At 62.8% G+C, this 19,857-nt stretch carries 17 protein-coding genes; 4 read left to right on the top strand and 13 right to left on the bottom strand.

Translation table 11 applies throughout. From position 1 onward, the window contains the following. Window positions 1–1,182, bottom strand: a complete 1,182-nt coding sequence (locus tag HOY34_RS03715; protein ID WP_172359967.1) for an efflux RND transporter periplasmic adaptor subunit — start codon at window positions 1,180–1,182, stop codon at window positions 1–3. Window positions 1,183–1,541: 359 nt separating this feature from the next. Here HOY34_RS03715 and HOY34_RS03720 point away from each other — a divergent pair, with 359 nt between their 5' ends. Both HOY34_RS03720 and HOY34_RS03725 read left to right on the top strand, forming a co-directional pair. After that, on the top strand, window positions 1,542–2,615 hold the full coding sequence (locus HOY34_RS03720; protein ID WP_172359968.1) for a phosphotransferase: 1,074 nt from the start codon (window positions 1,542–1,544) through the stop codon (window positions 2,613–2,615). A 1-nt stretch (window position 2,616) separates the two neighbouring features. After that, window positions 2,617–3,924: an aspartate aminotransferase family protein gene (locus HOY34_RS03725; RefSeq protein WP_172359969.1), complete on the top strand. Its 1,308-nt coding sequence runs from the start codon at window positions 2,617–2,619 to the stop codon at window positions 3,922–3,924. A 48-nt stretch (window positions 3,925–3,972) separates the two neighbouring features. On the opposite strand, the gene HOY34_RS03730 is transcribed toward HOY34_RS03725, so the two are convergent. The 5 genes from HOY34_RS03730 to hisD all read right to left on the bottom strand — a co-directional run bounded on the left by HOY34_RS03730 (window position 3,973) and on the right by hisD (window position 9,552). Further along, window positions 3,973–4,743 (bottom strand): ABC transporter permease, encoded by a 771-nt coding sequence (locus HOY34_RS03730; protein WP_172359970.1) that lies wholly within the window; start codon window positions 4,741–4,743, stop codon window positions 3,973–3,975. Between the two features lie 2 nt (window positions 4,744–4,745). Beyond that, window positions 4,746–5,912 (bottom strand): ABC transporter permease, encoded by a 1,167-nt coding sequence (locus tag HOY34_RS03735; protein ID WP_172359971.1) that lies wholly within the window; start codon window positions 5,910–5,912, stop codon window positions 4,746–4,748. Continuing rightward, on the bottom strand, window positions 5,909–6,985 hold the full coding sequence (locus HOY34_RS03740; RefSeq protein ID WP_172359972.1) for an ABC transporter ATP-binding protein: 1,077 nt from the start codon (window positions 6,983–6,985) through the stop codon (window positions 5,909–5,911). Before HOY34_RS03740 ends, HOY34_RS03735 begins: the two co-directional genes overlap by 4 nt. A gap of 136 nt (window positions 6,986–7,121) precedes the next feature. After that, entirely contained in the window at window positions 7,122–8,195 is a 1,074-nt protein-coding gene (locus HOY34_RS03745; protein WP_216654623.1) for an ABC transporter substrate-binding protein, read from the bottom strand. A 73-nt stretch (window positions 8,196–8,268) separates the two neighbouring features. Next, window positions 8,269–9,552, bottom strand: a complete 1,284-nt coding sequence (gene hisD, locus HOY34_RS03750; RefSeq protein WP_172359973.1) for a histidinol dehydrogenase — start codon at window positions 9,550–9,552, stop codon at window positions 8,269–8,271. A 137-nt stretch (window positions 9,553–9,689) separates the two neighbouring features. Between hisD and HOY34_RS03755 the strand changes: the two genes are divergently transcribed. Next, complete coding sequence (locus HOY34_RS03755; protein ID WP_172359974.1) at window positions 9,690–10,238, top strand: cupin domain-containing protein; 549 nt, start codon at window positions 9,690–9,692, stop codon at window positions 10,236–10,238. 65 nt (window positions 10,239–10,303) lie between these two features. Here HOY34_RS03755 and HOY34_RS03760 read toward each other — a convergent pair whose 3' ends face one another. From HOY34_RS03760 to HOY34_RS03790, 7 genes are all read right to left on the bottom strand, one after another. Next, entirely contained in the window at window positions 10,304–11,146 is an 843-nt protein-coding gene (locus tag HOY34_RS03760) for an ATP-binding cassette domain-containing protein (RefSeq protein ID WP_172359975.1), read from the bottom strand. Beyond that, a complete protein-coding gene (locus HOY34_RS03765) occupies window positions 11,143–11,979 on the bottom strand; it encodes an ABC transporter ATP-binding protein (protein ID WP_172359976.1) in 837 nt (278 codons plus the stop codon). The genes HOY34_RS03760 and HOY34_RS03765 overlap by 4 nt, the downstream gene beginning before the upstream one ends. Window positions 11,980–11,982: 3 nt before the next feature. After that, window positions 11,983–12,885 (bottom strand): ABC transporter permease subunit, encoded by a 903-nt coding sequence (locus HOY34_RS03770; protein WP_172359977.1) that lies wholly within the window; start codon window positions 12,883–12,885, stop codon window positions 11,983–11,985. Then, entirely contained in the window at window positions 12,882–13,889 is a 1,008-nt protein-coding gene (locus HOY34_RS03775) for an ABC transporter permease subunit (protein WP_172359978.1), read from the bottom strand. The genes HOY34_RS03770 and HOY34_RS03775 overlap by 4 nt, the downstream gene beginning before the upstream one ends. A gap of 74 nt (window positions 13,890–13,963) precedes the next feature. Next, complete coding sequence (locus tag HOY34_RS03780; protein WP_172359979.1) at window positions 13,964–15,568, bottom strand: ABC transporter substrate-binding protein; 1,605 nt, start codon at window positions 15,566–15,568, stop codon at window positions 13,964–13,966. Window positions 15,569–15,751: 183 nt separating this feature from the next. After that, a complete protein-coding gene (locus HOY34_RS03785) occupies window positions 15,752–16,924 on the bottom strand; it encodes a M24 family metallopeptidase (RefSeq protein ID WP_216654624.1) in 1,173 nt (390 codons plus the stop codon). 104 nt (window positions 16,925–17,028) lie between these two features. After that, entirely contained in the window at window positions 17,029–18,426 is a 1,398-nt protein-coding gene (locus HOY34_RS03790) for a phosphomannomutase (protein ID WP_366926905.1), read from the bottom strand. A gap of 584 nt (window positions 18,427–19,010) precedes the next feature. On the opposite strand from HOY34_RS03790, the gene HOY34_RS03795 reads away from it, so the two are divergent. Then, window positions 19,011–19,706 carry a sugar transferase gene (locus tag HOY34_RS03795; protein WP_172359981.1) on the top strand — a complete coding sequence of 232 codons (696 nt, stop codon included), beginning with the start codon at window positions 19,011–19,013 and terminating at the stop codon, window positions 19,704–19,706. Window positions 19,707–19,857: the final 151 nt, after the last annotated feature.

Here is a 19,857-nt window from a genome sequence, read left to right on the forward strand (position 1 = left end):
TTAATTGCCCGCGCTGCCAGTGGCGGCCTCGGGCAGATCGCGCACCACGCCTTCATCGTCGATCGTCACCAGCACCGGGGCAAGCGCCCGCCCCTCACGCAAAGTGCTGATCCCATCCAGCAAAAGCCAGTCGCCCGGCTGCAGCCCGGCCTGCACCACCCAGGACGAACCAGAGGTGCCAACCTCAGTCAGAAAGCGCTTTTCGGCCTTGCCATCAACGACAACCCAGCCCGACAGCCGGCCATCCCGCTCGCGCTGCGTGGCCCGTTGCGGCACCAGGATCGCCTGCTGCTGACCCAGCTCCATCTCGGCACGCACGAACATGCCAGGCGCGATCACCCCGCCGGGATTGGCCATCTCAAAGCGCAAAACCCGCGTGCCCGTCGAAGAGGACACCGTGGCCGAGGCCGAGAGCAGCCGCGTCTCACCGCTGACCCGCCTGCCGCCGTCCAGCACGATCTGCAGCTCTGGCGGCTGCAGCACGATCTCGCCGCGCTCGGCCCGCGCCTCGATGGCAAGGCGGCTTTGATAGGGTTCTGACAGGTCGATCAGCACCGGATCGACCTGCACAATTTCAGCCAGTGGCTGGGCCTGGCCCTGGGTCACCAGATCCCCGACCGAGACCTGCGCCACCCCCACAATCCCGGTGATCGGGGCGCGGATCGTGGTCCAGTCCAGCTGGGCGCGGGCCAGCTCGGCCCCGGATTGCGCATCGGCAAGGCTGGCGCGGGCCTTCAGAAGATCGGTTTCCGCCAGATCCAGCGCCGCCTGGCTGGTCGCGCTGCCCCGCAGGGCGCTGACGCGGCCATAGGCGGTCTCAGCCGATTTCAGATCAGCCTCTGCCCGGGCAACCGCCGCCTCGGCCGAGGCAAGGGCTGTGCGCCAGGTCAGCGGATCAATGGTGAAAAGCGGCGTGCCCGCCTCTACCCTGGTGCCGGGCGCGTAAAGGATCGCGGTGATCTCGCCGCCAACGCGGGGGCGCAGCTGGGTCGCGGCCAGGGCAACCGCGCGCCCGGTCAGGGTCTGGCGCACCGGAACCGTGCTTTCCTCGACCACGATATATCCGGCGGTCACGCCCTGATCGGGGGCCGTCTGCGCCTCTGCCCGCGCGGTCACGCAAAGGCCAAAAGCGGCCAGGGCCAACGCGATATTAAGGGGGCGGCGTCGGAATATGGTCAGCATGGGTTGAATTTCGCCTCTGCTCTGCCCGTTCGGGTGTTTTTCTCTTTGGGCTCTGCCCCATACTGACACGTAAAAGCGACAGTTTTCCGGCGCAGATTGCCAGGTTTTTTGCATATTGGCGCAGAACACGCCTTTTGCGCCAGGATATTGCCCTCAATCTTCCCTGCATTGCCCCATCCTGCCAGCAGAACTTTGTCGCAAAGTGGTAAATCCACTGTGAAGGCTGGTGGAAAGGCGGCCCGGTGACGGTCCGCCCCGCGCCGCCACGCCCCTGCACGGGCAGTCCAGATCGGGCCATTTCATAGGGTCAGATAGCGTTGCATCTGGATTTATTTCCCGCCAGTGCCGATAAGCGCGATATGACCAGATCCTTGCAAAACCCCCAGCCAGCAACCGCCAGCGCCACTGATGACGCGCTTGGCGCCCTTCTGACCCTGCCAAAGCCCGAGGTCGCCGATGCGATCATCGAACGGGCGCTGGCCGCCCATTGGGGCCTTACCGGCCGGATGGAGCCTCTGGCGGGTGAGCGTGATCTGAACTTCTGCCTGACCACGGATCAGGGCGGAAAATACCTCGTCAAGCTGACCCATCCGGCCGAAAGCCTCGGGATGACCGAGTTTCAGACCGAAGCGCTGGTGCATGTCGCAGATACGGATCCGACGATCCCGGTGCCACTGGTGATCCGGCCCGCCGATGGGGCGCTTTGGGCGGCGCTGCCAGAGGGGCGGCTGCGGGTCTACTCCTGGCTTTCGGGCGTGCCGATGCATCTGACGCCGCGATCTGACGCGCAGGCGGTGGCCTCGGGGGATGCGCTGGCGCGGCTGACGAAGGCGCTGGCGGGATACAGCCATCCGGCGGCAGATCATGTGCTTTTGTGGGATATCCGGCAGACGCCGCGCCTGATGCCGCTGCTGCCCTCGATCCAGGATCCGGAACTGCGCGAAGAGGCCACGGCTTTTGTCGCCCGCTTTGCCGCCGATATCGCGCCGCGCCTGAAGGATCTGCCCTGGCAGATTTGCCATGCCGACCTGAACCCGCATAACCTGCTGGTCGACCAGGGTCAGCCCGATCAGATCACCGGCCTGCTGGATTTCGGCGATATGGTCTGGACCCCGCGCATCTGTGACATGGCCGTCGCCGCCGCCTATCAGATCGACCCGGCCCGCCCGCTGGAGAGGCTGTCGCTGTTTGTGCGCGCCTATTGCGCCGTGCAACCGCTGAACGCTTCAGAGCTGGATCTTCTGTTCGATCTGATCACCGCGCGGATGGTGACCACGCTGTCGATCACCTCCTGGCGGGCCGCGCGTTACCCGGAAAACGCGCCCTATATTCTGCGCAATGCGCCTGCCGCCCGGGCCGGGCTGGCCGCATTCCGCGCGATTGGCGCAGATGCCGCCGCCCGCGCCTTCCATCTTGCAGCGAAAGGGGCCTGAGATGACCCGTGGAACCATGGTCAACGCCTTTGACCGCGCCACCGCGCAGCTGTCGCCAGCCGATGACGCGCTGGTCTCACGCCGCGAGGCGGCACTTGGGCCCGCTTATCGGCTGTTTTACGAGACCCCGGTGCATCTGGTGCGCGGCGAGGGCGTCTGGCTTTATGACGCTGACGGCAACCCTTGGCTTGATTGCTACAACAACGTGGCCTCGGTCGGTCATTGCCACCCCCGCGTGGTCGAGGCCATGGCGAAACAGGCATCGACGCTGGCGACCCATACCCGCTATCTGCACGAAGGCATCCTGGACTATGCCGAGCGCCTGCTGGGCTATTTCCCGCCCGCGCTTTCGCATGTGATGTTCACCTGCACCGGGTCTGAGGCCAATGATCTGGCCTACCGCATCGCCCGCGCGGCGACGGGGGGCACGGGGGTGATCGTGACATCAAACGCCTATCACGGCGTGACGCTGGCCACGGCTGAGATGTCGATGTCGATCGGCCCGGCAGTCGCACCCGGGGCAAACGTGTTCCCGGTGCCCGCACCGACCCTGGCCAATTACCCCGGCGGCGTGGCGGCGGGCTTCTCCCAGGCCATCCGCGACGCCTGCGCGAAAATGCGCGAACAGGGCATCCGCCCGGCCATGCTGATCGTCGACACGATCTTTTCCTCAGACGGGCTGATCACCGGGCCAGAGGGCTTTCTGAAAGACGCAGCCGATGCGATCCGGGCCGAGGGCGGGCTTTTCCTCGCCGATGAGGTGCAGCCGGGTTTCGCCCGCACCGGGGCCGCGATGTGGGGCTTCCAGCGCCATGGCGTGGTGCCGGATATGGTCTCAATGGGGAAACCGATGGGCAATGGCTATCCCGTCGCAGCGCTGGTGATGCGCCCCGAGGTTATCGCCGACTTCGGTGCTAAGGCGCGGTATTTCAACACCTATGGCGGCAATGCGGTGGCGGCAGCGGTAGCAGGCGCGGTGCTTTCCGTGATCGAGGATGAGAGGCTTTTGGACAATGCCCGCGCATCGGGGGCCGCGCTTCTGGCGGGCCTTGATGATCTGGCCACGAAGCATCCCGCCCTGGGCGAGCGGCGTGGGGCCGGGCTGTTTGTCGCGGTCGATATTCTGGAAGACGGTCAGCCCTCGGCCGAAGCGGCAGCGCGGGTCGTCAATCGCCTGCGCGATGCGCGGGTGTTGATCTCGGCCTCAGGCGCCAAAGGCGATGCGCTGAAGATACGCCCGCCGCTGCCCTTCGGGGCAGATCACGCCGAACGCTTTATCGAGACGCTGGACAAGGTGCTCGCTCAGTAACCAAAACCCCCGCCAGGATCGCTGGCGGGGGTTTTTCATTCTCTGCCGTCAGGCCTTTTTGCGCCTGGACAGCATCAGCACGGCGGCAATCACCACAGTGCCGACGATGATGATAAAGGCCGCCGAGGCAATCGCCGGGCTGATATTCTCGCGCAAAGTCGAGAACATCTGCCGCGCCAGCGTCCGCTGGTTCGGCCCGGCGACGAACAGCGTCAGCACCACCTCATCCAGCGAGGTCGCAAAGGCCAGCGCCCCCCCCGACAGCACCCCCGGCATCGCCAGGGGCAGCGTCACCAGCGAGAACACCTTCCAGGGCGGGGCCCCAAGGCTTTCGGCGGCGCGTTCCACCCGGCGGTCGATCCCCGTCAGCGCACCCGAGACCGAGATCACCACGAAGGGCATCGCCACCACCGTATGCGCGATGATCACCGACCAATAGGTCGAGTTGAAGCCCAGCCGCACGAACAGCGCCTGCATGCCGACGCCCAGCACCACCGCCGGCACCACCATCGGCAGCAAAAACAGCGTGCGGATCTGCGACTTCATCCCCAGATCCTGCGAGCGCAGCCCAAGCGCCGCCAGCGTGCCCAGCACCGTCGCCAGCGCCGTTGTCGCCAGCGCGATGATCAGGCTGTTGACGATGGCCCGGCTCCAGACCGAGTTGATGACCAGTTCCTCAAACCAGCGGGTCGAGAAGGCCGGGATCGGATAGGTCAGAAACGCGCTTGAGGTAAAAGCCAGCGGCAGGATCACCAGCAAGGGCGACAGCAGGAAGACGACGATCAGCGTCGCATAGATCGCTTTTGCATATTTCATCATGCTTACCTCGCCTGGATCGGGTCGCGCGACAGGCGGTTATAAACCGCATAAAGCGCAAGCGTCAGCACCAGCAGGATCAGACCGATAGCGGCGGCCATGCTCCAGTTGGCGGACCTGGTGGCATATTCGGCGATCACCGAGGAAATCATCTGATCCCCCGCCCCGCCCAGCAGCGCGGGCGTGATGTAATAGCCGATCGAGGTCATGAAGACGAGAAGCGCGCCGGAAATCACGCCCCGCAGCGACAGGGGCAGCAAGACCCGCAGGAAGGCGCGGATCGGGTGTGCGCCCAAAGAGGCCGCCGCGCTCATCAGGTTGCCGGGCACGGTGATCAGGACTGAGTAGATCGGCAGCACCATGAAGGGCAGCAGCACATGCGTCATCGCCAGCACCACGCCGAAACGGTTGTAGATCAGCGCCAGCGGGCCAGAGGTAATGCCAAGCCCGGTCAGAACCTGGTTGATGATGCCATTGTCCTGCAGGATGATCATCCAGGCCGCGGTGCGCACCAGCAGCGAGGTCCACAGGGGCAAGAGAACCGCCCCCAGCAGCACCGCCCGCTTCCACCCCGTCACCGAGGCCGCGATCATCGCATAGGGCAGCCCGATCACCAGGCAGCACAGCATGACCAGCGCCGAGGTCCAGAGCGTGCGCATCAGAATGGTGAAATTGGCCGAAGTTCCCTCTTTCATTGCGACGACCGAACCGGCGCTGTCGCGCTCCATATCCACGGCGGCCAGCAGGAAACTGTCGGTATAGGGCGAGGCATTGTCCTGGATCGCCTTCCAGAAGGCCGGGTCGGCCCAGCGTTTATCAACCTCGGCCAGATCGACATCGGGGTTTTCGCGCACCGCCGTGACGGTTTTCCCCATCAGCGAGCGGAACCCGGATTTCGAGGAATTCAGGCGGCGCGTCACATCGCCCACCGCCTGATCGTCGGTTGCGCCAACAATATCAGCGCGGAAGGCAGCCTGGATCTCAGCCGAGGGCGCACCCTCACCATCCCAGTCACCGATCAGGTCAGCCGTGCGCGGCAGAACCCGCGAGACCGCCGGGTCAGAGACCGATTGCGTGATGACGGTGATCAGCGGCCAGACGAAAAACAGACCGAGGAAAAACAAAAGCGGCGCGATCAGGATCAGCGCCCTCAGACGGGGTGATCCTTTCATGGTGCGATCACCCAGCCATCCTGGGCGCGGAAGCCGAGGCTGACCTTCGCGCCATTCTCCCATTCCGAGACCTTGCGGTTGATCCGCGCGATGATGCGGCCAGCGGCTGTCTCGATCACCACGCGCAGATGGTCGCCCTGGTAAACGGTGTCGGTGACCTCACCCGCCAGGGTGTTCACGCCTGCGGGGGCCTCGCCCTGCGGGTAGATGTCGATCCGCTCGGGGCGCAGCGACAGAAGGCCCTTATCGCCCGTGCTGAACCCGGGCAGGCCGTGGCTTTGGAAGCTGGCGCCACCGGGCAGCGTCAGGGTCAGGGTCTCGCCGGAAATGGCGGAAACCGTGCCTTCCAGCAGATTGGTCTCGCCGATGAACTCGGCCACGAAACGGTTGGCGGGATGGTCGTAGACCTCACGCGGGCTGGCGCATTGCTGGATCTGGCCGTGATTGAAAACGGCAATCCGGTCGGACATGGTCAGCGCCTCGTCCTGGTCATGGGTGACGAAGATGATCGTCAGGCCAAGGCGGTGATGCAGGTCGCGGATGTCCAGCTGCATCTGCTCGCGCAGCTGTTTGTCGAGCGCGCCAAGCGGCTCATCCATCAGGACGACGCGCGGCTCGAACACCAGTGCACGGGCAAGCGCCACACGCTGCTGCTGGCCGCCCGAAAGCTGGCCCGGCAGGCGGTCGGCCAGATGGCCAAGCTGCACCATATCCAGCGCCTTCTGCACCCGCTCGGCGGTTTCGGCCCTGGCGGTGCCGCGCATATCCAGCGGGAAAGCGACGTTTTTGGCGATGCTCATATGCGGGAAAAGCGCGTAATTCTGGAAGACGACGCCCATATCGCGCTTATAGGTCGGCAGATCGTTGATCTTCTGCCCATCCAGCACAATCGCGCCGGCGCTGACGGTTTCGAACCCCGCCAGCATCATCAGAAGCGTGGTTTTACCAGAGCCCGACGGGCCCAGCAGACTGACAAACTCGCCGCGCGCGATGTCGAGATCGAGATCCTCGACCACCCGGACCGTGCCGTAATCCTTGGTGACCTTTTGAAAGCGGATGAAGTTTTCGGACACTGGACCCCCTGAAATCTTTCTGCGCCGGGGTGTCCGCGTCGGTATGATCTCAGAAATCCCCGGGCCAGTCTTATTCTTATTGTTTGTCGCCAAAAGCAACAGACCGGCCGGGGTGATCCCGGCCGGTCTGGTCGTGTTATTGCGCGACCCAGGCGTTGAAACGCTCGGTCAGCTCTTCGGAATTGTCGACCCAGTAATCCACATCGAGATTCACCGAGACCGCCAGGTTGTCGGCATAGGTCGGCAGATCGACGGCGAATTCAGCCGGAACCATTTCAGCCGCCGCTTTGACCGGCAGACCATAGGCGATGTGCTCGGGCAGTTTCGACAGATTTTCCGGCGCATTCGAGAAGGCGATGAAGTCCTGGCCCGCGTCTTTGTTTTCAGCCCCTGCCAGGATCACCCAGCTGTCGACCGCATAGATCGACTGGTTCCAGACCAGTTTCAGATTGGTGCCCTCAGTGCGGTTAAGCCCGGTGATGCGGCCGTTATAGACCGAGGACATCACCACATCGCCGGTTTGCAGCATCGAAAGCGGTTGGGCGCCAGCTTCCCACCAGACAAGGTTCGGGCGCAGTTCATCGAGTTTCGCGAAGGCGCGGTCCACGCCTTCGGGCGTTGCCAGCACGTCATAAACCTCAGCGCCCGAAACACCATCGGCCATCAGCGCCGCTTCCAGCGCATATTTTGCCGATTTGCGCAGGCCACGCTTGCCGGGGAATTTCTCGACGTTCCAGAAATCTTCCCAGCCCTGCGGCTGTGCGTCGGTCAGCTTGTTGCCGTCATAGGCGATGGCGACCGACCACACGATATGGCCCGCGCCGCAATCGGTCGCGCCGCCGTCGATATAGCTGTCTTTGCCGCCCAGCTTTTCCCAGTCGAGTTTCTCATAGATGCCATCGGCGCAGCCAAGCGCCAGCTCTTCGGCCTCGACCTGGACCACATCCCAGTTCGGGGTGCCCGCTTTGACCTTGGCCTGCAGCACGCCATAGCCGCCCTCCCAGGCCTCATCGAGCACCGGCTTGCCGGTCAGCTCGGCGAAGGGTTTGAAGAACAGCTCGCGCTGCGCATCCTGGAAATTGCCGCCGAAAGAGACGATGGTCAGGTCACGCGCACTTGCTGCAGTGCCCGCCAGCGTCAGCGCCGCGCCAACCGCCATTGCACGGGCAAGCCTGGGGCCGAATGCGGAAATCTTATGTGTTTTTTGCATGATTTTCTCCCTGTTGATCAAATTTTGCGCTGCCAGGCGGGGAAAGGCAAGCCCCCGCCTGGGCAGCCTGAGCTCAGTTCTGTTCGAGGCGGAATGCCGCCGCGCGGCGGTGCCCTTCGAGGCCTTCGGATGCGCTTTGACGGATCGCAGGCTCGGCCACCTGACGGATCGCGTCATCTTCCAGCCATTGATGGGTGCAGATCTTCACATAGGCCCCAACCCAAAGCCCGCCGGTATAGCGGCCCGCCGCCATGGTCGGCAGCGTGTGGTTGGTGCCGATGCATTTGTCGGAATAGACCACCGAGGCATTTTCCCCAATGAACAGCGAGCCGTAAGAGGTCAGCTTCAGCGCGAAACCCTTCGGGTCTTTGGTGTGAACCTGGAGGTGTTCCGCCGCGATCAGGTCGGAAACCTCGATCATGGTCGCATCATCGGGGACGAGGATGATCTCACCATAGTCACGCCAGGCCTCGGCCGCGACGGGGGCGGTGGGCAGGTCTTTCAGCTGACGCTCGACCTCAAGCAGCACCGCCTCGGCCAGGGCTTTGTCGGTGGTGATCAGGCCAACGCGGGTGCGGATGTCATGCTCGGCCTGGGCCAGCAGATCGGTGGCGATCATGCGCGGATTGCCGGTTTCATCGGCCAGCGTATAGATCTCGGACGGGCCTGCCAGCTGGTCGATGCCGACCGGGCCAAAGACCTGGCGTTTGGCCTCATTCACGAAAGCATTGCCCGGGCCGACGATCTTGTCAGCCTTGGGGATCGAACCCGTGCCATGCGCCATGGCCGCAATCGCCTGGGCGCCACCAACGCGGAAGATGCGATCCGCACCCGACATATGGCAGCCCGCAATCATCGCCTCATGCGCGTTTGGCGGCAGGCAGGCGATGATTTCCTTCACGCCCGCCACCTTCGCCGGAACGATGGTCATCACCGGCGCCGACAGCAGCGGATAGCGCCCGCCCGGCACATAGCAGCCGACGCGGTCAATCGGGATCACCCGATGGCCAAGGTGAACGCCCGGCAGCGTCTCAATTTCCAGCGGCAGGATGGTGCCCAGCTGCGCCTTCGCAAAGGCCGTCACGTTGTCGATGGCGAACTGCGTGTCGGCGCGGGTCTGCGGATCAAGGGCTGCAACGGCGGCTTCGCGGGCCTCACGGCTGACCTCAAGCACCTCAAGGTCGGATTTGTCGAATTTCAGCGAGTATTCCTTCACCGCCTCATCGCCACGCGCGGCGACATTGGCGATGATTTCCTTCACCAGGACCTCAACCGGGGAATTGTCCGAGATCACATCCCGGGCCGGCGCCTTCACACGAGAGATACGGGATTCAACATTTTCAGGCAGCCTGGTCATTTCGTCTGGTCCATTGGTTGAGACAGGGGATCCGGTCAGGGAATGAGCAATTCTTCCGGCTTTCCCACGATTCCGGCAATTGCCGCATGAGGGCGTGGTGCATATACTCACCGAAATCAGCCCTGACAGAGGCCCCTATGCCCCAGATTGGTCGCCACCTGCGCGAGTTGCGCCGCCGCCGTCAGCTTAGCTCACGCGAGCTGGCCTTGCGCGCCGGGATCTCGCATTCCACCGTCTCGCTGATCGAGCGTGACCGGATGAGCCCCTCTGTCGATACCCTGGGCGCAGTTGTCGATGCGCTTGGCACGACGCTGGTCGAGTTCTTTTCGGGCCTGCGCAGCAGCTATAATTACAGCCCCGTCTATCGCCCCGATGATTTCGTAGAGATCGGGAATCCTGATGAAATCTCCTATCGGGTGATTGGCTTCAACCAGCCCGCCCGCAAGATGCAGGTGCTGATGGAGACCTATCAGCCGCTGGCCGATACCGGCGATATCTTCTCGCATGACGCGCAAGAGGCAGGGCTGGTGCTGGAAGGCCGGATCGAGCTGACCGTCGGCCAGCAAAGCTGGACGCTTGGCCCGGGCGACGGCTATTATTTCGACAGCAACCTGCCGCATCGCTTCCGAAATCTGGATGAGGGGGTGGCCAGAATAATCAGCGCCATCACCCCGCCCAGTTACTGAACACCCACCGCAAAGAACAACGGCCCGGGAAACACCCCGGGCCGCCGCAAAATCGGGAAATTGTTTCAGACCGCGGCCCGCGCCGCCTGGCGCTTTGCCACCCGCGCCCGGATCGCCTCGACATCGGTGACCGGAGTGGCGGCGAAAAGCTGACGCGTATAGGGGTGGGTCGGATTGGCAAAGACCGCCTCACGCGTGCCCTGCTCGACCGCCTCACCCTGGCTGATCACCATCACATCGTCGGCGATATAGCGCACCACGGAAAGGTCATGGCTGACGAAAACATAGGTCAGCCCGAACTCTTCCTGCAGATCGGCCAGCAGGTTCAGCACCTGCGCCTGGACCGACAGATCCAGCGCCGAAACCGGCTCGTCCAGCACCAGCAGCGAGGGGTTCAGCATCAGCGCCCGCGCAATCGCAATCCGCTGCCGCTGCCCGCCCGAGAACATATGCGGGTAGCGGTTGTAATGCTCTGGCCCAAGACCGACCTTGACCAGCATCGCCTCGGCCAGCGAGCGGCGCTCTTCGGCGCTGATTTCGGGCTTGTTGATCAAAAGCGGCTCGGTCAGCACCGATCCGATTTTCTGGCGCGGGTTAAGGCTGCCATAGGGGTTCTGGAACACCATCTGCACGCGCGAGCGCATCTCGGGCCCGGGCCGCTTTTGCGAGATATCAACCTTCTCGCTGCCGATCAGCAGATCGCCCCCCGAGGGCGCGTCGATCAGCGCGATGATCCGCGCCAGCGTCGATTTACCAGAGCCGCTTTCGCCGACAATCGCCAGCGTCTTGCCCTTTTCCACCGAAAAGTTGATGCCCTTCACGGCGCGAACGGTCTTTGCGCCCCCGAACAGCCCGCCGCTGACGTGATAGTCCTGGGTGATATTGCGGCCTTCAAGAACGACGGTCATTGTGCGCCCTCCGCGAAGAAATCAGAGACGGTCGGCAGACGGTCGCCGGTGGCATTTTCCGGCAAGGCCGCCAAAAGCGCCCTAGTATAGGGGTGCTGCGGAGCCTCGAACAGGCTGAGCACGTCAGCCTCTTCCATCTTGCGGCCCTTATATTGCACCACCACCCGGTCTGCCGTTTCCGCGACCACGCCCATGTCATGGGTGATCATGATCAGCGCCATGCCATATTCTTCCTGCAGGCTCATCAGCAGATCGAGGATCTGCTTCTGGATCGTCACATCCAGCGCGGTGGTCGGCTCATCCGCGATCAGAAGGCGCGGTTTCGAGGCAATCGCCATGGCGATCATCACCCGCTGACACTGCCCCCCCGACATCTGATGCGGATAGGCGCCCAGCTTTTCCTCGGGCGAGGGGATGCCGACCTGTTTGAACAGCTCCAGCGCGCGGGCGCGGGCGTCGCGGCGCGACAGCCCCAGGTTCAGCCGCAGCACCTCTTCGATCTGGAAGCCCACCGTGAAAGACGGGTTCAGCGAGGCGATCGGCTCCTGGAAGATCATGGTGATCTCGCGGCCGATCAGCTGGCGGCGCTCTGCCTTGGTCATTTTCAGCAGGTCGTGGCCGTCATAGCTCATTTCGTCGGCGGTGATGGTGGCGGTGTCGGGCAAAAGCCCCATCACCGCCAGCATCGAAACCGATTTGCCAGAGCCGCTTTCGCCGACAATCGCCAGCACCTCACCGCGGTCGACTTCGGTGTCGATGCCGTCAACGGCGGTGAAAGACCCGGTCGAAGTGGCGAAACGGACCGTCAGATTGCGAATTTTCAGGATCGCCATGGGTCAGCTCCGCTTCAGTTTCGGATCAAGCGCATCGCGCAGACCATCGCCCATCAGGTTGATCGCCAGCACCGAGATCAGGATCGCCAGACCCGGGAAGGTGACGATCCACCAATGCGAGGTGATGAACTCACGCGCCTCGGCCAGCATGGTGCCCCATTCGGCAGCGGGCGGCTGCGCCCCCATGCCAAGGAAGCCAAGCGCCGCCGCGTCCAGCACCGCCGAGGAAAACGACAGCGTCGCCTGCACGATCAGCGGGCCAAGGCAGTTGGGAAGGATGGTTTTGAACATCAGCCGCAGATTGCCCGCGCCAGACACCCGCGCTGCCGCGACGTAATCGCGCCGCAGCTCTGACATCACTGCCGCCCGGGTCAGACGCGCGAAATGCGGCTGATAGACGATGGCAATGGCGATCATCGCATTGATCAGCCCCGGCCCCAGCACCGCCACCAGCACCAGCGCCAGCAGCAAAGACGGGAAGGCCAGGATCACATCCATCACCCGCATGATCACGGTATCGACCCAGCCACCAAAGAAACCGGCCACCAGCCCGATCACGATGCCACCAACCAGCGCGATCGAGACCACGACCACCCCGATGAACATCGAATATTGCGAGCCCTTGATCAGCCTGGACAGCATATCGCGGCCAATCGCATCGGTGCCCAGAAGGAAGCTGGGATTGCCGCCTTCGGCCCAGGCGGGGGGCAGTTTCGCCATGCCCTCATAGGGCAGGATCGGGTTATGCGGCACGATGAAATCGGCGAAAATCGCCATGAATACCAGCAGGACAAAGACCACCAGCCCGACAACCGCGCCACGGTTGCGCGAGAAGTAGAACCAGAATTCGGCCAGCATCCGGCGGCGGATCTGCGCGTCGGTGAGTTTGACGGTTGTGTCGCTCATTTGTTGCGGATCCTCGGATTGATGAGGCCATAGGTCAGGTCAACCAGCAGGTTGACCAGCATGACGATCCCGGCAACCAGCAAAAGCCCCGATTGCACCGAAGGATAGTCACGCCGCGAGATGGAATCGATCATCCATTTGCCGATGCCCGGCCAGGAGAAGATCGTCTCGGTCAGAATCGCGCCCGCCAGCAAAACGCCGATCTGCAACCCGATGGTGGTCACCACCGGGATCATCGCATTCCTGAGCGCATGCACGCCGATGACGCGCCGCGCGGGCATGCCCTTGGCGCGGGCGGTGCGGACGTAATCCTCGCCCAGAACCTCCAGCATGGCCGAGCGGGTCTGGCGCGCAATCACCGCCAGCGGGATCGTCGCCAGCACGACCGAAGGCAGGATCAGGTGGTGCACGGCGGAAAGAAACGCGCCCTTTTGCCCCGAAAGCAGGCTGTCGATCAGCATGAAGCCGGTGACATTGGGGAAGTAATACATCAGCGAGATGCGGCCAGAGACCGGCGTCCAGCCCAGGTTGCCTGAGAAGACGATGATCAGCAGCAGGCCCCACCAGAAGATCGGCATCGAAAAGCCCACCAGCGCCGCCGACATCGACAGCTGATCAAACCACGAGCCGCGCTTGATCGCCGCCAGCACGCCAATCGGCACGCCAACCAGGGCGGCGATCACGATGGCCACGAAACCCAGCTCAATCGTGGCGGGGAACAGGGTCAGAAATTCCGAGAGAACGGGCTTTTTCGTGACCAGCGAATTGCCGAAATCGCCCTGGAACAACCGCCCGACGAAATCGAAATACTGCAGCACGATATTCTTATCAAAGCCCAGCTGGGCCGAGATCTCGGCATGACGTTCAGGCGTCACGCCGCGCTCGCCGGCCATCAGCAGGACCGGATCGCCCTTCAGCAGGCGCGGGAACGCAAAGGCAACGATGGTGATCCCCAGAAAGGTGGGCACCAGATAGAGCAGTCTGGAGAAAATGAACCGGAGCATAAGCATCCCCCTTAAAGAGACGCGCGGGGAAGACCATAGCCAGCCCCGCGCATCCATGTCGTTAAACCAGTGGATTACTCAGCGATATCAACGGTATCGAAGACGTAATCACCCAGCGGGCTTTGCACGAAGCCGCTGACTTTGTTGCTCATCGGCACATATTGGGTCGAGTGTGCGATGGTGAACCAGGGCGCCTGATCCTTGAAGATGACCTGGGCCTCTTCGTAAAGTTTGGTGCGCTCTGCCGGGTCGGAAGAGACCTTGGCTTTGGCCAGCAGGGCCGAGAACTCTTCATTGCACCAGAAGGCGCGGTTTGCACCGCCCGGGCCCGCCGAAGCGCAGCTCAGCAGCACCGAGAGGAAGTTGTCGGGGTCGCCGTTGTCGCCCGTCCAGCCCAGGATAACCGCGCCAGGACGGCCCGGCTCCATCGACTTGTCGAGATATTCGCCCCATTCGTAGGAAACGATCTCGGCCTTGACGCCAACCTTGGCCAGATCCGCCTGCATCATCTCGGCGGTGCGGCGGGCGTTGGGCATATAGGGGCGCTGCACCGGCATTGCCCAGATCTGCATCGAAAGACCGGCTACGCCTGCTTCTTCCAGCAGTTTCTTCGAGGCTTCGGGATCATAGGGGTCGTCCTGGATCGCCTCATTGTAGGACCACATGGTCGGCGGGATCGGGTTCTTGGCGGGCTCTGCATGGCCCTCGAACACGTTGGCGACAATGGCTTCTTTGTTGATCGCCATGTTCAGCGCCTTGCGGACCTTCGGATTGTCGAAGGGCGCCAGCGTGGTGTTATAGGCCAGGTAGCCGACGTTCAGACCGGCCTGCTCGTCCATTTTCAGGTTCGGATCGGCAGAGATGCCAGCCAGGTCAGCCGGGGCCGGGAACGGCATCAGGTGGCATTCGCCCGCCTTCAGCTTTTGCAGACGCACGGCTGCATCGGGGGTGATCGCAAAGACCAGATCGTCGATCAGCGGCGCATCGCCCCAGTAATCAGCGTTCTTCTGATAACGGATCACGGCGTCTTTCTGATAGGCCACAAACTTGAACGGGCCAGTGCCGATCGGCGCATTGTTGAAGTCTTCGCGGGTGCCTGCAGCGTCCAGCGTGTCAGCATATTCTTTCGACACGATCGACATGAAGGGCATGGCGAGGTTGGCGATGAACGGCGCCTCGGGCGAGTTCAGCGTCACTTTGACGGTGTAATCATCGACCTTCTCGACCGACTTCACCAGTTTCGGCATGTCCATCGAGGTGTAATATTCATAGGTCACGCCCGGGATATACTGGTGCCAGGGGTGATCGGCGCTGCCCTGACGCTCGAACGAGAATACAACGTCATCGGCGTTGAAATCGCGGGTCGGGGTGAATTTGTCATTCGAATGGAACTTCACACCCTTGCGCAGGTGGAATGTATATTCGGTGCCGTCTTCCGAGATGTCCCAGCTTTCAGCAAGGCCCGGCTCGGCCTCGGTGGTGCCTTTTTTGAATTCGGCCAGACGGTTATAGATCGGGTGTGCGCCCGCATCGAAAGTGGTGCCAGCAGTATAGGGGGCCGGATCAAAGCCCTCGGGCGAGGCCTCAGAGCAATAGATGAAGGTTTTCGCCATTGCCGGCGCCGCGGCGGAAAGCGCCAGGGCCGAGGCCGCGAGAAGGCTGCGGGAGAGAAGCTTCATGAGATATCCTTTCACTCACTGTTGCTTGGTCTGTTGTTCCGGATTCGTGCCGTTGACCCGAATTGTATTCCGTTTGAATACAGGGGCAAGATGTCGATTTTTCACTTCACTTTGCCGCATGCAGACGCATTTTCCGATCATAATGCCTGATCAGCCGCCAAAGCGGCCGCAGATTACTCTGGTTCAGCCAAAGGGGTTATCCAGACTTGCGGCGGGTGGGCAGAACCAGTGCGGGCCGTCAGCACCCATCCAGACGATATCCTCCAGCCGGATGCCACATTCGCCATAGACGCAAAGCATTGGCTCGATGGAAAAGCACATGCCGGGGGCCAGCGGTGTCTGATTGCCGCGCAGGATGAAGGGCTCTTCATGGATGTCCATGCCCAGCCCATGCCCGGTGCGATGCGGCAGGCCCGGCACCGCGTAATCGGGGCCAAATCCGGCGGCAACCAGGCTGTCACGTGCGGCGCGGTCGACAGCCTCGCAGGGCGCACCGATCTGCGCCGCTTTGAAAGCCGCGGCATGGGCCGCCTGCTCATGCCCCCAAAGCTGACGCTGCCGCGCCGTCGGGGTGCCGAACACATAGGTCCGGGTGATGTCAGAGCAATAGCCGTGCAATGTGGCGCCCAGATCGATCAGCACCATATCGCCCAGGGCCAGGATCTGCGGGTCCGGCACGCCATGGGGGTAGGCCGTGGCCTCGCCAAACTGCGCGGCGGCGAAAAGCGGCTTCATGCCCTGCGCCTTATGCGCGGCGGCGATAAAGGCGCAGACCTCTGTGGTTGAGACCCCGGCTGAGAGGTTTTGCCAGACCGCCTTTTGCACCTGCCAGCTGGCGCTCATCGCGGTCTGGATGATGGCGATCTCGGCGGCGGATTTCACCTGACGCAGCGCGGCGATCAGGGGTTTCGCCGGAACGATCCGGCCCGCCATCGCCTGCTGCAAAGGCTGCGCGAACAGCCAGGGCGTCGCCTGATCCAGCGCCAGAACCGCGCCTTCGCCCGCGATCTGCGCCACCTCGGCGGCGATCAGCGCATAGGGATCCTCATCCTCCTGCCAGGTGGCAATCCGGCCCGGAACCCGCAGCAAAGAGCGCAGTTTCGGCTCTTCAAAGGTGGGGCTGATATGGACAGGCTGGCCGCTGGCCGGGATCAGCGCCCCGTGAATGCGCTCTGACAGGCCAAGGCTGTGGCCCAGGAAATAGGTCAGCGAGGAAGAGGCATCCAGCCAGACCGCACCGATCCCCGCGCCCGCCATCAGCTTTTGCAGACCCGCGACGCGGGCCTCATATTCAGCCCCCGCAATCGCCGGAACCGACACCGGACGAAACTGCGCCAATGCCTGATCAAAGCCCATAACGCTCACCCCTGCACAAAATTTCATCGCTATTTGCCCCGATCACCCGCCATCGGCAAGAGGGCCATCTGTCGCAATTTACAATTGCACCCGGGCCGACAGGCTTAGACCCCGACCAGCACCTGACGCAGCGCGCTCAGGCCCCGCTGCATCAGCGCGGCTGCGGTTTCTGCATCCGCCGCCTCGGTGTAAAGCCGGAACTCGGGCGCGTTCCCTGAGGGGCGCAGATGGACCACCCCGCCCCCCCGAAGATTGATCCGCAAGCCATCGGTCAGATCGACCGTTTCCTCTGCGACGCCTAAATCCGCCAGAAACTCCGCCCGTGCGGCCGGGCTGGCAGTCAGCCGCGCCAGAAATGGCTGCGACAGGGCCGGGCTGATCTCTTGCAGGCGATCTGACAGGGTGACGACCGGCGGCTCGGCGGCGACCAGCTGCGAGATCGGCCTGCCCTTCGCCGCCTGCAGCACCATCAGCAGGGGCAGCATGAAATCGCGGGTGGGCAGGGCGCTGATCTGCGCCTGGGGCCCCTGTGCATCAAAGCCCAGCAGAAAGCCGCCATTGGCCTCATAACCGACGACGCGGCCGCCCGCCTCTTCCATTGCCGCAATCACAAAGGGCGAGCCGATCCGCGTGCGGATCACCTGCCGAAAGCCCTTTTGCATGACGCCCGAATTCGACGAGACAGGGGTCACCACCGTCTCTGCCCCAAGGGCCTGCGCCGCGATCTGGCCCAGAATGTCGCCAGCCACGATGCGCCCCGCCTCATCCGCCAGCAGCGGGCGGTCTGAATCGCCATCGGTCGAGATCAGCGCGTCAAGGCGGTGCTCTTGCACCCAGGCGCTGATCTGGCGCGCCACTTGCGGGTCGACGGCCTCGGTATCGACGGGGATGAAGGTTTCGGAATGGCCCAGTTCCAGCACTTCCGCGCCGAGACCAGAGAGGACAGCCAGCATCGCTTTACGCCCAACGGCGGAATGGCTGTAAACCCCGATCCGCCGCCCGGAAAGCACTCCAGCGCCCAGGGCCGATACATAACGATGGATATAGGCCGCATTCCCCATCGCCTCGGGGCGGAGCTGCCCAGCCGGCGCATGCGGCCGGAACGGACGACCCAGGTGCGCAAGGATCGCCGCCTCATCCGCCTTGGTGATCTCGCCCGTCGGGGTGTAGAATTTCAGTCCGTTGCGGTCGGCGGGGATATGGCTGCCGGTCACCATCACCGCAGCCCCGCCCCCCTGACGCGAGATCAGCGCCAGCGCCGGGGTCGGAAGCGCACCGCATAACACCACATCTACGCCATCGGCCTGCGCGGCAGCCGCCACCCAGCCCATGATCTGTGGCGAAGAGGGACGCAGATCGCAGCCCAGATACAGGGCGGTTCCGACCGGGCAGGCCGCGATGAAGGCGCGGGTGTAATCGGCGATCAGGGCCTCGGTCAGCTGGCTTACCAGGCCCCGCAAGCCGCTGGTGCCAAATTTCGGAGCTGCTTCTGTCAGAGCCACGCCGACCTCCTGTTATGCCCGCGCTAAAGGCATAATCTGCGGGCAGAGGGCTGGCAACCTGGGCAGACGGCAACCTGCGCCCTGCCGCAGGTCTGCGGCGCGCAGCGGGCGTGCAAGGGCGCGCGTAATGGGGGCCTGCGGTCTTTGCCCTGCAGCGCAGGTGATTCGCAAAGCCCTTCCCCGCCGCCGCCTCACCCCTGCAAACAGAGAAAACAACCTATGATTGCATTCACTGATCGCCTGATTTATGATCACATGCGCAGGAACAGTGGTCTGATCAGACGACATCCGTGCGAAAATATGTGGTAGAGCGCTTCGAACAGCGCCGTGATTAATAAACTGATAACATTTTACTCTATAGCTATTTGTTAAAATATTTCCGGATTTCCTGCTTCTTATTATCTGCCCTCTCAGCCAGTTAACGCCATCAGAGCATTTGCCAGTGATCTTCTCGCGGGCCCCGCGCGCCCATGGATGCAGCTATGCATGCTGCCTCTTCGGGTCGCAGCTGCGCTGCAATTTAAACGTGTACTCATGCGATGACCGTTTCGTGGCCCATGCCTTGAAATCAGATCCGTCAGGTCATGAAACACGATTTAGAATCCTTCATTCTCTCGGACGACAAGGGCGGCACGGCTGCCCCTTTCGCCAGATCCCGGCAGGCCCGCAGCCTTTACCTGACCTTTGGCAAGCGGCTGTTCGATTTGATATGTGTCGCCCTGGCACTTCCGCTTTTGCTGCCTTTGATTGCGATACTTGCTGTTCTGGTCATGCGTGACGGGGGGGCACCCTTTTTCGGCCATGTCAGAATCGGACGAAACGGGCGCGAGTTTCGCTGCTGGAAGCTGCGCTCGATGATCCCCAGCGCAGAGGCGGTGCTGCGCCTGCATCTGCGCGACAATCCCGGTGCCCGCCGCGAATGGGAGCTGAACTTCAAACTGGAAAATGACCCCAGGATCACCCGTTTTGGCAGGTTTCTGCGAAAATCCAGCCTGGATGAGCTGCCGCAGATCTGGAACATCCTGAAAGGTGAGATGAGCCTTGTCGGCCCGCGCCCGGTGACCCGCAAAGAACTGCCGCTTTATGGCGAGGCAATGGGCAATTACAAAGCCATGCTGCCCGGGCTGACCGGGCTGTGGCAGGTCAGTGGCCGCAATGATCTGAGCTATGCCGAGCGGGTGGCCCTTGATCTTAAATATCAGGCCAGCTGCAGCCTCTTTGCCGATATACGCATCATTTTCCTGACCATTGGCGCAGTGCTGTCCAGGACGGGGCGCTAAGGACGGGCGCTGAGAGCGGGAGCTGAAACGGGGCACCGAAAGAACGGCCGAACCACAGCCAAATCCACCAATAGCACCGCCCGGACAACAGTTTACACCGTGCCAATCCATCACGGATCAGAGATCTTGTTCGCCGAAGTCTCGACATAGC

It is taken from the genome of Pseudogemmobacter hezensis, from assembly GCF_013155295.1.
GTDB classification, from domain to species: Bacteria; Pseudomonadota; Alphaproteobacteria; order Rhodobacterales; family Rhodobacteraceae; genus Pseudogemmobacter; species Pseudogemmobacter hezensis.